This window comes from Microbacterium sp. CFBP9023 (assembly GCF_034045055.1).
In the GTDB taxonomy this organism is placed as follows: Bacteria; Actinomycetota; Actinomycetes; order Actinomycetales; family Microbacteriaceae; genus Microbacterium.
In genome coordinates this window covers 552,541-567,302 of record NZ_JAXCWI010000003.1, presented here as the reverse complement: position 1 = coordinate 567,302, position 14,762 = coordinate 552,541, and the positions used below count along the sequence as shown (strand labels likewise).

General features: G+C 65.9%; 15 protein-coding genes and 1 pseudogene. 5 read left to right on the top strand and 11 right to left on the bottom strand.

Going from position 1 to position 14,762, the window contains the following annotated elements; translation table 11 throughout:
• Window position 1: 1 nt before the first annotated feature.
• The 4 genes and pseudogenes from SOM10_RS17350 to SOM10_RS17335 all read right to left on the bottom strand — a co-directional run bounded on the left by SOM10_RS17350 (window position 2) and on the right by SOM10_RS17335 (window position 2,668).
• Window positions 2-1,666, bottom strand: a complete 1,665-nt coding sequence (locus SOM10_RS17350; RefSeq protein ID WP_320491330.1) for an ABC-F family ATP-binding cassette domain-containing protein — start codon at window positions 1,664-1,666, stop codon at window positions 2-4.
• A 55-nt stretch (window positions 1,667-1,721) separates the two neighbouring features.
• A complete protein-coding gene (locus SOM10_RS17345; protein ID WP_295101958.1) occupies window positions 1,722-1,970 on the bottom strand; it encodes a DUF4190 domain-containing protein in 249 nt (82 codons plus the stop codon).
• A gap of 32 nt (window positions 1,971-2,002) precedes the next feature.
• Window positions 2,003-2,104, bottom strand: a pseudogene (locus tag SOM10_RS17340) (isochorismatase family protein); the annotation flags it as partial.
• The gene (locus SOM10_RS17335; RefSeq protein ID WP_053095540.1) at window positions 2,105-2,668 is read right to left on the bottom strand and encodes an alpha/beta fold hydrolase; all 564 of its coding nucleotides are present in this window, start codon (window positions 2,666-2,668) and stop codon (window positions 2,105-2,107) included.
• Between the two features lie 232 nt (window positions 2,669-2,900).
• Here SOM10_RS17335 and SOM10_RS17330 point away from each other — a divergent pair, with 232 nt between their 5' ends.
• Entirely contained in the window at window positions 2,901-4,007 is a 1,107-nt protein-coding gene (locus SOM10_RS17330; protein WP_320491372.1) for a N(5)-(carboxyethyl)ornithine synthase, read from the top strand.
• Window positions 4,008-4,013: 6 nt separating this feature from the next.
• Here the strand turns inward: SOM10_RS17330 and SOM10_RS17325 are convergent, their stop codons facing one another.
• On the bottom strand, window positions 4,014-5,786 hold the full coding sequence (locus SOM10_RS17325; protein WP_320491321.1) for a GNAT family N-acetyltransferase: 1,773 nt from the start codon (window positions 5,784-5,786) through the stop codon (window positions 4,014-4,016).
• 84 nt (window positions 5,787-5,870) lie between these two features.
• On the opposite strand from SOM10_RS17325, the gene SOM10_RS17320 reads away from it, so the two are divergent.
• Both SOM10_RS17320 and SOM10_RS17315 read left to right on the top strand, forming a co-directional pair.
• A complete protein-coding gene (locus tag SOM10_RS17320) occupies window positions 5,871-6,650 on the top strand; it encodes an alpha/beta hydrolase (protein WP_320491319.1) in 780 nt (259 codons plus the stop codon).
• 166 nt (window positions 6,651-6,816) lie between these two features.
• Window positions 6,817-7,089, top strand: a complete 273-nt coding sequence (locus tag SOM10_RS17315; protein WP_187249594.1) for a hypothetical protein — start codon at window positions 6,817-6,819, stop codon at window positions 7,087-7,089.
• Between the two features lie 163 nt (window positions 7,090-7,252).
• Here SOM10_RS17315 and SOM10_RS17310 read toward each other — a convergent pair whose 3' ends face one another.
• From SOM10_RS17310 to SOM10_RS17290, 5 genes are all read right to left on the bottom strand, one after another.
• A complete protein-coding gene (locus tag SOM10_RS17310) occupies window positions 7,253-7,816 on the bottom strand; it encodes a zinc finger domain-containing protein (RefSeq protein ID WP_320491316.1) in 564 nt (187 codons plus the stop codon).
• A gap of 152 nt (window positions 7,817-7,968) precedes the next feature.
• Window positions 7,969-8,772 carry a DUF2971 domain-containing protein gene (locus SOM10_RS17305; RefSeq protein ID WP_320491314.1) on the bottom strand — a complete coding sequence of 268 codons (804 nt, stop codon included), beginning with the start codon at window positions 8,770-8,772 and terminating at the stop codon, window positions 7,969-7,971.
• Window positions 8,773-8,836: 64 nt separating this feature from the next.
• On the bottom strand, window positions 8,837-9,955 hold the full coding sequence (locus SOM10_RS17300; RefSeq protein WP_320491313.1) for a hypothetical protein: 1,119 nt from the start codon (window positions 9,953-9,955) through the stop codon (window positions 8,837-8,839).
• Window positions 9,956-10,439: 484 nt separating this feature from the next.
• Window positions 10,440-11,531 (bottom strand): redox-regulated ATPase YchF, encoded by a 1,092-nt coding sequence (gene ychF, locus SOM10_RS17295; protein WP_053095535.1) that lies wholly within the window; start codon window positions 11,529-11,531, stop codon window positions 10,440-10,442.
• 50 nt (window positions 11,532-11,581) lie between these two features.
• The gene (locus tag SOM10_RS17290; RefSeq protein WP_320491311.1) at window positions 11,582-12,334 is read right to left on the bottom strand and encodes a class I SAM-dependent methyltransferase; all 753 of its coding nucleotides are present in this window, start codon (window positions 12,332-12,334) and stop codon (window positions 11,582-11,584) included.
• 59 nt (window positions 12,335-12,393) lie between these two features.
• Here SOM10_RS17290 and SOM10_RS17285 point away from each other — a divergent pair, with 59 nt between their 5' ends.
• Window positions 12,394-12,987 (top strand): exonuclease domain-containing protein, encoded by a 594-nt coding sequence (locus SOM10_RS17285; protein WP_320491310.1) that lies wholly within the window; start codon window positions 12,394-12,396, stop codon window positions 12,985-12,987.
• A 44-nt stretch (window positions 12,988-13,031) separates the two neighbouring features.
• On the top strand, window positions 13,032-14,384 hold the full coding sequence (locus SOM10_RS17280; RefSeq protein WP_320491370.1) for a DNA recombination protein RmuC: 1,353 nt from the start codon (window positions 13,032-13,034) through the stop codon (window positions 14,382-14,384).
• Between the two features lie 2 nt (window positions 14,385-14,386).
• Here SOM10_RS17280 and SOM10_RS17275 read toward each other — a convergent pair whose 3' ends face one another.
• Window positions 14,387-14,683, bottom strand: coding sequence for a hypothetical protein (locus SOM10_RS17275; RefSeq protein WP_053095531.1), 297 nt, complete (start codon window positions 14,681-14,683; stop codon window positions 14,387-14,389).
• Window positions 14,684-14,762 lie beyond the last annotated feature (79 nt).

Below are 14,762 nucleotides of genomic sequence, written 5' to 3'. Positions count from 1 at the left end.
CTCAGCGTTCGGTGACCTGGCCGCTCTCGACGGACCACCGCCGATCGGTCTGGACAGCCTCCAGCATCCGTCGGTCGTGCGTGACCAGCAGCAGAGTTCCGGTGTACGACTGGAGCGCCTGCTCGAGCTGTTCGATCGCCGGCAGGTCGAGGTGGTTGGTCGGCTCGTCGAGGACGAGCAGATTGACTCCCCGCGCCTGCAGCAGCGCCAGTGCCGCCCGCGTGCGTTCACCGGGTGACAGGGCTTCGACGGAACGCGTGACGTGGTCTGCCCTCAGACCGAACTTCGCCAGCAGAGTGCGCACCTCGGCCGACGACGTTTCGGGCACGAGAGCCTCGAACGCATCGGCGAGCGCAGAATCGCCGATCAGCAGCGACCGAGCCTGGTCGATCTCGCCGATCTGCACGCTGCTCCCGAGCGCCGCGGTCCCCTCGACGGGTTGCTGTCGTCCGAGGAGCCCACGGAGCAGAGTCGACTTGCCGGCGCCGTTGGGACCGGTGATTCCGATGCGGTCGCCGACGTCCACCTGCAGAGACAGCGGCCCCAGCGTGAACGCGCCCTGCTGGAAGACCGCCCCGTTGAGTGTCGAGACCACGCTGCTCGATCGGGGCGCAGAGCCGATCGTGAACTCCAGCTGCCATTCCTTGCGCGGCTCCTCGACCTCGTCCAGTCGTGCGATCCGGCTTTCCATCTGACGCACCTTCTGCGCCTGCTTCTCACTCGACTCCGTCGACGCCTTGCGCCTGATCTTGTCGTTGTCCGGAGCCTTCTTCATCGCGTTCCGGACGCCCTGGCTCGACCATTCTCGCTGGGTGCGCGCCCGCGCGACGAGGTCCGCCTTCTTGTCGGCGAACTCGTCGTACTTCTCCCGCAGGTGCCGACGCACGACGGCGCGTTCCTCGATGTAGGCGTCGTAGCCGCCCCCGTAGAGACGATTCGATCCCTGGGCGAGATCGAGTTCGAGCACGCGGGTGACGCTGCGAGCCAGGAACTCACGGTCGTGGCTGACGAGAACGACGCCGCCGCGGAGACCGCGTACGAACGCCTCGAGGCGCTCCAGCCCATCGAGGTCGAGGTCGTTGGTCGGCTCGTCGAGGAAGACGATGTCGAACCGCGACAGCAGCAGTGCGGCGAGTCCGACGCGAGCCGCCTGGCCGCCGGACAGGCCGGTCATGAGCGCGTCCTCCGCGACGCCGCTCGTGCTCGGGAGTCCGAGGTCGGCGAGCACCGCAGGGATGCGCTCCTCGAGATCGGCGGCACCGCTCGCGAGCCACCGATCGAGCGCCTGAGAATAGGTGTCGGCGGGGTCCGTGCCCGCCGGGGCGAGCGTGGGATCGCCGAGCGCCGCTGCAGCGGCATCCATCTCACTCGTCGCCGTCGCGCAGCCCGTGCGGCGCGCGATGTATCCCGCCACCGTCTCGCCGTCGACGCGCTCATGCTCCTGAGGCAGCCAGCCGACGAAAGCGTCGGTGGGCGCGAGCGAGATCGACCCACCCATCGGCGCATCCACACCGGCGAGCAGGCGGAGCAGAGTCGATTTCCCCGCGCCGTTCGCGCCTACCACGCCGATGACGTCGCCGGGAGCGACGGTCAGGTCGAGGCCCTCGAAGAGGATGCGGTGGCCGTAGCCGCCTGCCAGGTTCTGGGCGACGAGGGTGGCGGTCATCAGACCAGTCTGTCAGGCTCACGGCTGGTCCACGCCCGCCCCGGCCCGGTGACCGTCAGGCCACGGCGCGGAAGAAGAGCGAGAACCAGAGGATGAAGAAGGCGACCTGAGCGAGCGTGCCGAGGATGCCGATCACCATCGCCCACCGAGCGAGGCCCCGGCCGGACTCGGTGTTCTCGGGAGCGTCCAGCTGTCGGCGCGCGAAGATCGACAGGATCACGCCCGCAAGAGGGATCACGAACGCGGCGATGAAGCCCACCAGGGCGAGCAGGTTCGTCTTGGCCTGAGCTGCATACTGGGTCACGAGATCAATATAGGGCGCGGCTCTCGTCAGACCGTCGTGTGCGCGTCACTCACGAGGGTCACGTCATAGCCTTCCGCCGCCGCGCGCTGCATCGTGGTGCGTACGCAGAAGTCGGACTGCGCGCCGGTGATCAGTCAGTCCCAGTCCAGGTATTCCTCGATGATCACGCCGGTCTCGATCGGGTGGTGCATCGGGAACAGGTGGTCGCCGGCGATCGTCTTGATGCTGGAACGGTCAGGCATCGTGGCCTGCAACGCCTCGGCAGTGGCGGCCGGGGTGTCGGTGTCTTCGGTTCCCTGAACGATCAGCACGGGGATCGCCGGTGCGACGGCGATGTCGACGTCCTCGACGCCGAGCAGCAGCAGACCGTTGGCCCGGTCGCTGTGCGCTGCCACGAGGGCGCGTGCGATCGTCCCACCGAAGCCATGACCGCCGACCCAGGTGTCCTCGATTCCGACGTGATCGATCACGTCGATGACGTCGTCGACACGCTCGTCGAGCGAGGCATCGGATGCCGCGCGGTGGCCGATCCGCAGCACATGGAAACCCGCCTCTTCGGCGAGATAGTGCGCGGCGACGCCCAGCACGTCGGCGGCGAGTCCCTGCTCCTGGATCAGAACCAGCTTGACCGGACCGTCTCCCTCATCCACGAAGGGGATCGCGCGGCCCTCTGGCTCGAAGATCTGGGTATCGGTCATGGGCGCGCGGCTCCTCGTTCGGATGTCAGGGATCGCTTTCCAGCGTAGTCGAGCCCGTCGGCGGAGATCGGCCCCGCCCCACCTCAGGCGCGCAGGGGCGTAGAGTCAGGCCAGGAGCTGACTCTGGTTCCCCGAAGATGGGAACCCGTTGTCAGACACGACACGCTCGTCCGTCCATACCCAGACCTCCGGCCCGGAGCTTCTGACCCTCGGCCTGCTGGCGAACTCCTCGATGGAGAACGAACGGCGCCTCCCGATCCATCCCCGCCATCTCGACCGCATCGACGCGGATGTGCGCGCTCGCATGATCGTCGAGCACGGGTACGGCGCCGACTTCCAGCTGGAGCCCGGCTATGTGGAGTCCCGCGTGGGCCGGGTCGCCGCGCGGTCTGACGTGCTCGCCTCCGCTGACGTGCTGCTGCTGCCCAAGCCGCAGCTCGCGGATGTCGCCGAGATCAGCGCTGGCGGCATCCTGTGGGGCTGGCCGCACTGCGTGCAGGACGTCGCTCTCACGCAGACCGCGATCGACAGCCGTCTCACGCTGATCGCCTTCGAGGCCATGAACCACTGGACGCCGCAGGGAGACATGAGCCTGCACGTCTTCCACAAGAACAACGAGCTGGCCGGCTACTGCTCGGTCATCCATGCGATGAGCCTCGTCGGCTCGACCGGGGACTACGGCCCGCGCCTGCGCGCAGTCGTCATCGGCTTCGGGGCGACGGCACGCGGCGCGGTGACGGCATTGAATGCTCACGGGGTGCACGACATCGAAGTCCTCACTCAGCGCGGGGCCGCCGCCGTGGGCTCCCCCATCCACAATTCGCACCTCACTCAGCTGAACACCGACGACGGACCCACGCACCTCAGCGAGGTCGAGACGGAGGACGGCTCCGTGCTGCTCCCCGACTTCCTGGCGACGTACGACATCGTCGTGAACTGCACCCTGCAGGATGTCGCGGCGCCGTTGACGTATCTGCGCACCGAGGACCTGTCCCGTTTCGCCTCGGGCAGCCTGATCATCGATGTGTCGTGCGACGAGGGCATGGGCTTCGAGTGGGCGACCCCGACGACCTTCGACGAGCCGATGTTCACGGTGGGTCAGGGCGTGAACTACTACGCCGTCGACCACAGCCCGTCGTATCTCTGGAACTCGGCCACGTGGGACATCAGCGAAGCTCTCCTGCCTTTCCTCCGCACTGTGCTCGAAGGCCCCGACGCGTGGGCCGAGAGCTCGACGCTCACACGCGCGATCGAGATCCGCGACGGAATGATCCAGAACCCGAGCATCCTGAGCTTCCAGGGACGATCGACGGATTACCCGTACGCCCTGGCGGTGTGACGCGCGCTAGATGTTCCGTTTGATCCCGACGTGGGCCGTCTGGTAGCCGAGCCGGGTGTAGAACGCACGGGTGCGATCCCGAGCCTCGTCGGTGGTGATCTGTGACAGCGTCGCCCCCCGCACACGACCGAACTCGTGCGCCCACTCCAGCATCGCCGCGCCCAGGCCCCGTGATCGCTCCGCCGTCGCGACACGCAGTCCCTCGATCTGCAGTCGGGTCGACCCGCCGCGAGAGAGCCCCGGGATGACGGTCAACTGCATGGTGGCGACGATGCGGTCGGCGCTGTCCCGGACGACCCCCAGGTAGTTGGATGCGTCGCGGATGACGGCGCGGAAGCCCGCCTCGTATCGGTCGAGTTCGACACTCTCACGGTCTGCACCGAATCGATCGTCCGACAGCAGCGCTGCGATCGCTTCGATGTCATCCCGGCTGGCCCGCTCGACACGGAAGGTTCGGCCGGCCACCTGCAGTCGTCCCCGCACCGAGGACCGCGCGTCGGCCTGCATCCTGGCTACGAGCAGGTCGAGCCATCCGCCGACATTGGTGCGCGCCTCTGCGGTGTCGGGATAGCGGCATCTCAGGTGCAGACCGGACTCGTCCAGGATGAACCACAGCATGACGCCGTCGGTGTCGGTTGCCGCGCTGACGTACTGGGCGTCGAGCCCCACGGAGTCGATCCGCACGGGCAGCCTGCGCAGATCCAGCCACGAGATCGCGAACATCCCTGGAGCCACCGGCATCCCACCCCACGGTGCGAGCACATCTGCGAGCGGCCACGCACCGAGCTGTACTGCTTCCTTGACGGCCGCTGCTGCAGCGTGCGGTTCGGCGAGCTCCGATTCGAGGACGGAATTCGTGATGAACCAGCCGACCGAATCATGCCAGTCGTCCTCGAAGCGACTGTGCACGGGGAACACGGCTCGCAGCGCAGTACCCGCGACTTCGCGCGTCACCGCAGTCATCGCGACCACCGCAGATGCGAGCGTGGAGACGCCATCGTCACGGGCCTGCGCGGCGAATGCCGCGGCGTCGTCGACATCGAACACATCGCGCACTTCCACGCGCTCGCGATGCGGCTCGGGTGCGCCCAGCGACAGGGGGAACTGCGGCATCACACCGCCGCTGTCCGCGATGATCGCTTCCCATCGCCGCCGCACCTGGTCCGGTGCAGGGTCCTTGTCCAGCAGCGCCTGCGTGTGTTCGACGAATGCCGGCGTCGACCTCGGCGTCGACATCGGCTTCGCGCCCGTCTTGCCCGCGTCCAGCGCGGACAGCAGATCGCGCACGATCACGAGCATCGACCACATGTCGACGTGCGCGTGGTCCGCCGCGATCACGACCGTGAGCCCCGCAGCGGTCTCCAGCACGCACAGCCGATGGGACGGACGTCCGTACGGGGAGCACTCCGCGTCGAGGATGTCACGCAGCGCGTCATTGACCGCCTGACCAGGGCCCACCTGATGCTCGACCCAGCTTCCCTGGCTGATCTCGATCTCGTGAAGCGTCGGATCGCCATCCGCACCACGTGCGAAGGCCGATCGCAGCGTGCCATGTCGAGCGACGACAGCCAGCCACGCATCCGCGATCGACTCACGATCGGTCTGTGCGGGCAACCGGAACGACAGAGCCATCCAGGAGCCGGGTCGGTCACCCGCCCCCACATGCAGTAGCTGGTCGAACGACACGGGCAGGCGTCGTCCGAGCGCAGACGCGCTCACGTCGTACCCCCAGAGCCGTCCGAAGGGGAGGCGGAGGTGCGTGACGTTGGTCAGTCGCATGGGTAGCACCATATCGTCCGGATAACCTGATCACTCAACACGACTGCCCGAGCAGACTCGCTCAGTCATCGATCGAGGAGCCTGATGCCCACCTTCGAGGTACCCGGAGCCGAACTGGCTGTCGCCCTGAGCGATGAAGGCGGGCACCCCGTCGTCCAGCTGCATGGCCTCACGTCGAGCCGGGCCCGAGACCGGGTGCTCAATCTCGACCTCGGTCGCGGACTGAGCGGAACTCGACTCCTGCGGTACGACGCACGCGGCCATGGCCGTTCGACCGGGCGGAAGGTTGCCGACGACTATCGCTGGCCGAACCTCGCGGATGATCTTCTGCGGTTGCTCGATCATTGGTTCCCCGGCGAGCGCGTCCACGGGGTCGGCCCCTCGATGGGTGCCGCAACCCTTCTGCACGCTGCGTCGCTCGAGCCGGACCGCTTCACGGGACTCACACTCATGGTGCCGCCCACCGGGTGGAAGACCAGACCCGCTCAAGCGGATATCTACCGAGCCGCGGCTGCGCTGATCGAAGCCGATGGTGTGGAGGCGTTCCTCGCCGGCACGCGCGGATCGACGCCACCCCCGGCCACCGTCTCGGCACCGGAGACGTGGCCCGACGTCGCCGATGCCTTTCTGCCGTCGTTGCTTCGCGGTGCAGCGCTCAGCGACTTGCCCGCCCCTGAGGCGGTCGCAGGGATCGATGTGCCGACGATGATATTGGCCTGGGTGGACGACCCCGGCCACCCGCTGTCGACCGCAGAATCCCTTGCCGAGCTGCTCCCGCACGCGACCCTGAGGGTCGCCCGCACTCCGGGAGACGTTCAAGTCTGGCCCGAGCTCTTGAGTCAGGATGTCGAGCGTCGCAGCTAGACCGGCTGTGCGCGCCGAGTTCGCTCGCGGCTCCACGGCATGGCGATCATCGCCCGTCGCTGTCACGCTCGGATCCGCACCGACCGCGCAGTGATATCTTCATGCGGTGAGGCCAGAATTCGGGGATACTGCAGGCGCGATTTTCGCCGTCACCCTCGTGGTGGACATGCCGATCACCAAGCTCCATGCGCTGGACGTCATCGCTTTCGCGGCGGACAGCGCCATCCGAGACGCACGCACCGCGTCCCCTCGTGTACCGCTGTCGCCCGACGCCTGGGCCGAGGTGCAGATCCCACGCTTCGCCGATCCGCCGCCGATCGCCATCGACGTCTGCTCTGACGCAAGCGTCGACGTCGCGAGCGCTGCCGCCGACCGCCTCACGGAGGCACTGATGCAGGTCGGCTGGACCGTGCGTGCTCGACGTAGCGACGAGATCTGATTCACACCCCGCGGCTTCGTACGCGCCGGTGGCGATCTCCTCAGCACTCCGGCGGAACCTCGCTCAGTTGTTGAAACGGAACTCCACGACGTCGCCGCGGAACAAGCCGCGGTGCCGACGATCTCGAACACCGCGTCGGAGGGTTAGGTGCTCGTGGCGTCAACTAGCGTCCCCGGCGCGCGTGATTCTTCGCCGGGTTGCCGGTCTTCGTTCGGCAGACCGCGCCGACCTCGGCTCCGCACGACGGGCACTCGTGACGCAGGTCTTGGGTGACCTGGAATTGCCGTTCTAGATCGCGGTAGAACTCGTCGGTGTCGAGGGCGTGGCCCTCAGCGAGTAATTCCTTTACCTCCACCGGGTTCCCCTTGACGACCTCGTACCACTCGGCGGGCATGATTGGCGAGACGCCGAACGCTTCGAACATCGAGCGGAGGAACTGAGAGTGAGCGCGCGGGCCGCCCGGACTGCCGTTTAGAAGCCAGACACCTGCCGCTTGTAGTTCGGCGATCAACAAGACCTCGGCGTAGTCCAGTTCGGACGAATCGTCGTAGTAGCCAAGAATCTGCTTCGTGAATCGCTCGACGCCCAGCCCTTCGATCATGGGTTTCAGGTAGTCGCCGCTGCCGAGATAGTTCTCAACGCTGTATCGGTCCAGTCGTCGCGACTGCCCCGCGTAGGTGTATTCGTTGACGTCGTTGGTCGTGACGTACAGGTACCCAATCGGCATGATGTTCCCCCGGCGACACGTTAGCCGGTCGCACCTGCCCGTTTGGCTACTTCGATCCGCCAGATGTGTTTCCGATGCGGAACTCCACGACGCACTGTTCGTGCAGATAGATGTTCGACGCTGTCCGGCGGTGCAAGATCTGGGTCCGCCACCTACCAGGGGCGGAAAGGAATACCCGGCATCCCGACGCCAACGTGGTGGCCCATCTGGTTGATGTACTTCAGGAGTGCCGAGCTCGCGAGCTCACCGTTCGGACCCGGACCGACCCCGAACCCCACGATGACGCCGGAGTCTGCTTGCGGCAACGGGAACTCAAGATATGGCACTAGGAAACTCGCACCAGAGCGCCACTTGATGGCCGTCGGGTCAACGGCGGGAGGTGAGATCAAGCGCCACTCTTGCTCGGCATCGAATGCATGGTGCTTCAGAGTAGGAGCCACCTCGAACAGCACATCCTGGAATCCACGGAAGGCAGACTCGGCGTCAGCGTATGTGCCGTCGTCTAGCTTTCGAAAGGTGGCTTCAACCACGGCTGCTACCGCGCCGCTGCCCTCGTACTGGACCGGAACGAGGCGCCAGCCCAGAGCGTTTGCGTGGCCCCACAGCTTCTCAGCGTCAAACAGAACCGTGTACCCGTCGCCGGCGCTTGTGTATCCCCGCCACTGACTGAGATCTTCTGTCTTCGTCGTCAGAGATGTCACGAAGACGTCCGGGAGATTTCCCCGCTCAAGGTGCGTGCTTTCGTGAGTGATGAGTTCGGCGAGCTTAGGATACCGCGGGGCCCAGTCTTCACGGAGCGAGTTGATTCTCTCGATGATCTCGCGAGCGAGAGTGAACGCGTACTCAAACTCCGAGGCATCATTGAGGAACGCGACGTGGCTAGCCCACAGCGATTTCCCTTCGACGATGCCACGGACGCCAGTACCGCTGGTGTAGTGCGCAAGGACTGAGAACACAGCAACTCCTGTCTACCTGATGCCTAACGTGGGCGGAACTCCACGACTTCGCCGTTCTGCATCACTACTGCTGATCCAGGCCAGCGAGCGACTGCGCCTGCTGCAGGGCTTCTACTCCCACGTAACGTTGCCGTTGCACCCATGCGCTCCCCCGACCAACGCGCTGGTTCGACAGCGAGCTGTTCAGAGTCACATGGCCGTCGCGATACCCGTCCGAATCGGGGCGAGTGAGTATGAACAACTGATACTCATTGCCATCCCACCCGAGCTCTCGGCTTCGCCTGATGATAGTCCCGATCCGTCTGTCGTGATCAGAACCCGAACTCATCCTTCTGCTGATCTCCTCCGGCACCCAAGAGACGTGATCGACACGTTCGAGAACTTTCGCGACTTCGCGCTGCACTGCACCCTCGACATAAAAGCCAATGTGGCTGATCTGCCGGAAAAAACGGTCTGGTTGGCACACATACGCCCCCAGTTCGAGATAAAAGGGCCATGCGCTTCTCGCCGGGACCACTACAGCCATGGACTCCGCTGCATCTGGTCGGTGATCGAGTATCTGCGGCACCCGGCACAGTCCAGCAACCCAGCTTTCGAGGTTCGGGTCGATCCACCGCAGAAGATCCATTGCCTGCTCGAAGCGTTCTTCTAGCGGCAGGTCGAAGATTGCCTGGTGATGAGCGATCCGGTTGCGTAGATTTCTTAGCGCAAGGACGTTTGTTTGAACTGTCTTGCGCTTGAACCCCTGGCTTCGGTGGGGGAACGCGTAAACAAGATGACGCCGGAAGAGCTCATCGTATGAAGGTCCGAATACTGCATCCCAAATGCCGAACGTCGTAGACGCGAACACCTTGTCCCGTGTTGCACGTTCGGCTTTTGTGCCGAGATGATTCCAAGCGGTTCTGTAATAGTTGAGATCATGCTCTGTCATGAACGTTGGGCTACCGAACCACCACCCGTGCTTGAAGGAGACTCGTGCGCTCTCAGCCACTTCGAGCGGTCGGAGCACTGCGTCCACCGCGTTCCTCAGCGCTACTTCCACATGCGAGATCAGTTCAAAGAACGCTGCTGAAACTGAGATGTTCCACTCGTAGAGTTCGCGGGCAGCCTTCGGATCGTGGTTGGCGGCGACAAGGTACTCGTCGAAGCGTGGCTGGGTGATCCACCCGGTCAAGTCAGTCATTGTCCCCCCAAAATAGCCAGTGCATGGGCTAGACTAGCTTCGCGCGCCCCAGATCGGCCTCTGGTCCATTGCAGATTACGCCGCTGGGGCGCCCTTGCTACCTTGGTGCCAGTACAGCACATTACCGTGTCGGGCAACGCAAGGAGGCGACGACCGGAAGCGAATCAATCACATGGTCGTAAGCATGTCGAGCCGCAGCACAGGGCAGAGCGAGTAGGAACTATCACCGCGCTGAGACGGCGCAGGCGACTGCGGCGGAGCGAGGGCTCCACATCCGACTTCACCGTCATGGAGAAGCGGAGGATCGTCGCTCCATTTTGGACGCTGCTCTTCCAGGTCACTGTGGATGTGGAAGATCTTCGCAAAACTGTGGCTCCCCTTGCCGGGCCAGAGATCGCTCCGTTGGACCCTCGCACCGGCTGCGGCCTGTAAGTCGCCTGTGGGAGCGCTACGACCGCGCGTGCGACGTGTCCCCATGGATCGCCTACTTCGAACCGCCAGATGTGTTTCCGATGCGGAACTCCACGACGTCGCCGTCCTGCATGACGTAGTCCTTGCCCTCGAGGCGCGCCTTGCCCTTGGAGCGGGCTTCGACGACGGACCCGGTCTCGACGAGGTCGTCGAACGAGACGATCTCAGCCTTGATGAAGCCCTTCTCGAAGTCGGTGTGGATGACTCCGGCGGCCTGCGGCGCCTTGGATCCCTTGGGGATCGTCCACGCGCGCGCCTCTTTCGGGCCAGCCGTGAGGTAGGTCTGCAGTCCCAGAGTGTCGAACCCGATGCGGGCGAGCTGGTCGAGACCGGACTCGTCCTGCCCGGTCGACGCGAGCAGCTCTGCGGCATCCTCGGGGTCGAGGTCGATCAGCTCGGACTCGATCTTGGCGTCGAGGAAGATGGCCTTCGCCGGGGCGACCAGCGCGGCGAGCTCCGCCTTGCGGGCGTCGTCGGTGAGCACGCCCTCGTCGACGTTGAAGACGAAGATGACCGGCTTGGCGGTGAGGAGCCCGAGCTCGCGGATCGGCGTCAGATCGATGCCTGCGACGGACAGCAGTACACCGCGCTCGAGCGCATCCTTCGCCGCGTTGGCGGTCTCGAGGACGACGGGCTCGATCTTCTTGCCGCGGACCTCCTTCTCGTACCGCGTGATCGCCTTGTCGACGGTCTCGAGGTCGGCCAGCATGAGCTCGGCGTTGATGGTCTCCATGTCGGATGCCGGATTGACCGCACCGTCCACGTGCACGACATCGTCATCTGCGAACCCGCGCACGACCTGGGCGATGGCATCCGCCTCACGGATGTTCGCGAGGAACTTGTTGCCGAGTCCCTCGCCCTCGCTCGCGCCGCGCACGATGCCGGCGATGTCGACGAACGACACCGCGGCGGGCAGGATGCGCTCGCTGCCGAAGATCTCGGCGAGCTTGTCGAGACGAGGATCGGGCAGGTTCACCACCCCGACGTTCGGCTCGATCGTCGCGAACGGATAGTTCGCCGCGAGCACGTCGTTCTTGGTCAGAGCGTTGAAGAGGGTGGACTTGCCGACATTGGGCAGGCCGACGATTCCGATAGTGAGAGCCACGGGGGTCGAGTCTACCGGTCGCAGATGCGCAGCCCCTGCGGGTGTCGGCGTCAGGCTCGCACGGCGCGAAATGCGTGCGTCACGTAGGGCAGGTCGATCGTCCCCTCTTCACCGTCGAGTCCGAGCTCGTCGAACAGCACGTCCATCTGGCGTGTGATCTCTGAGCGTTCGTCGTCCGACGCCGCGATCAGGTAGCTGCGCGAGCGCGCCATCTGATGCAGCTGCGTCCGGTTCATCGCCCGGGTCCACTCCCACTGCTGCTTCTCGATCCCTGTGAAGGGCGCCTCGATGCGCGGGCCGTCGGAGCCGGGTCCGTTGACCATGTCCTCCGCCGGACTGCTGTGCATGATGTCAGTGAGACGGCGCACCCAGTCCGCGCGTTCGTCGCGGATGTTCCAGATCAGCCCCAGCACTCCCCCGGTGCGGACGACTCGCCCGAGTTCGAGGGACGCCGCAGACGGCTCGACCCAGTGCCAGGCCTGACCCAGCACGGCGGCGTCGAGGCTGGCGTCGGGCAGCGGCATCCGTTCGGCTGTTCCCTGGAATGTCGGAACACCGGGAACGCTCCGCCGCAGTGTCGCGAGCATGGCGGCGTCCGGGTCCACGGCGACGACCTCGGCATCCGGGGCCTGCGCGAGCACACGTGTGAGCTTTCCGGTGCCCGCGCCCACGTCGGCGATGCGACGGGAGCCGTGAGGCATCGGATCGAGCATCCACGACACGGCCTCGAAGGGATACTCGGGTCTTCCCGCCTCGTAGTTCGCGGCCTCGGCGCCGAAGGATGTCGCTCGGTCGGTACTCATGTCGCCAGCCTACGGCGCGTCATCCTGGAGCGTCTCGGATGCCGGGAGAGAGTGGGGATGTGCCACTGGATTTCACCGCAATCGACTTCGAGACGGCGAACTCCAGCCCCGCCTCGGCCTGCTCCGTCGGCCTCGTACGGGTGCGCGACGGCAGGATCGTCGCCACCGCCGGATGGTTGATCCGCCCGCCCGCCGGTCACGACGAGTTCCAGGAGTGGAACACCAAGATCCACGGCATCCGCGCCCACGACGTGATCGACGCGGCCGCCTGGGCCGATCAGTTCGACCGCCTGTGCGCCTTCGCCGGCGCCGACGTGCTCGTGGCGCACAACGCGGGCTTCGACCTCAATGTGCTCCGCCGGGCGTCCGAGGCCACCGGCGGCGACTGCCCGCCGTATCGCTCGCTGTGCAGCCTGCAGGTGGCTCGCAAGACCTACGACCTCGAGTCGTACCGACTCCCGAAGGCCGCAGAGGCTGCGGGCTTCACCGGCTTCTCGCACCATGACGCGCTTGCGGACGCGCTCGCGTGCGCCCACATCATCATCGACGCCGCTCGCCGACACGGCGCGTCCGACGTCTTCTCCCTGGCGGATGCATTGTCGCTGCGAGTGACCGAGCCGGTCCTCGCCACCCCGGAGCGCGCGGTCGCCTGAGTCGCACCGGACGAATGTCCGTGGCCGAGCGCATCATGGAGCACATGGATGCTCTCACGCTCGTTCTTCTCCTGGTCGCGCTCGCGGCCGGCGCCGCCGTGGGGTGGTTCCTCCGCGGATCGCGCGGAGCAGCAGACCTCGCTCGCGCCGAGGCCGAGCTCGCCGCAGCTCGAGACGATCGCGACCGACAGTACGACCTGTATCGGGATGCCGTCGAGCACGCGAGGCTCGAGCAGCGCGCCGAGGCGCAGCGGGTGCAGCAGCAGAATGCGGTGCTCACCGCTCTCGCTCCCGTGCGCGAGAGTCTCCAGCAGATGCAGCAGAAGGTCTCGGCGATCGAGCAGGAGCGTCATGCGCAGTTCGGATCGCTCGCGGAGCAGCTCAGGCGCGCGCAGGAGTCCGACGAGGCGTTGCGCTCGACGACCGAGTCGCTCGCCGGAGCACTGCGCTCGACTGCCACACGAGGGGTCTGGGGTGAGACGCAGCTGCGACGGGTCGTCGAGGCCGCAGGGCTGATCCGACACGTCGACTTCGATCTGCAGTCCAGCATCTCGTCGGACCGGGGTCAGGGACGACCCGACATGGTGATCCGTCTCGCCGGCGGCACATCGATCGCGGTCGACGCCAAGGTTCCGCTCGATGCCTACCTCGAGGCATCGGCACTGCCGATCGGGGACGCGCATGAGACCCAGCGTCGCTCCCACATGCAGAAGCACGTGAAGGCCGTTCGCGCGCACGTGGACGCGCTCGCGAAGAAGGCGTACTGGACGGGCCTCGACGCCAGTCCTGAGTTCGTCATCTGCTTCCTGCCGAGCGAGTCGCTGCTCGCCGCAGCCATCGACGAAGATCCGACGCTGCTGGACTACGCATTCACGAAGAAGGTGGCGCTCGCGTCCCCGGTGAATCTGTGGGCCGTGCTCAAGACCGTGGCCTACAGCTGGACGCAGCAAGAGGTGTCGACCGAGGCGCGCGCACTGCTGAATCTCGGCACCCAGCTCTACGACCGACTAGGCGTCCTCGCGGGGCACGCCGACGATCTGCGCCGCGCACTCGAACGCACGGTCGACAGCTACAACAGATTCGCGGGTTCGCTCGAGAGCCGTGTGCTCGTGACGGCCAGGCAGTTCCCCGGAATCAGCGCGTCGACGCTCGACTCCGCCCCACCGGCGATCACCGCGCAGACGCGACGCTTCACCTCGGCAGAGCTCATGAGCGGCTCCGGTGCGGAGATCGGCTCCGAGCTCCGCATCCCCCATGCTGCTGACGATGCGTCCGCTGCGCCGGGTACGTCGATCCAGGCCGATGTCGGAGACGTTCGCGGCCGGGTCAGCGACGACGAATCGGCGAACGCGGATTCGGCATCCCGACAGGTCGAGGCGGAAGAGCCCCGCCGCTGAGATCAGGCGACGCCCGGTACGCCGCTGAGCAGCAGGATCACGAGGCCGCTGGTCACGACGAAAGCTCCGACCATCCACCAGGAGCTGATTTCGTGCCCCTCGTCGAGGCGCTTGCGGAACAGCACGTCCGCACGTCGAGCGGGATCTGAGACAGCCGTCTTGACGACAGGCGCCGCCGGAGTCGCGATCGGCAGAGGCACTCCGGCCTCGTCGACGTTGATCCGCATGATACGGCCGGTCGGCGTCGTCACGATCTTGGTCGGCGTGCCCTGGGAACCATTCGTGTGCTGCGTTGTCATCGGTCTGCCCTCCTGTGCCTGCGGTGCCTGGCGGCTCCGTCGACGGCGACAAATCCAGTGTCAATTGTCACACGAACGC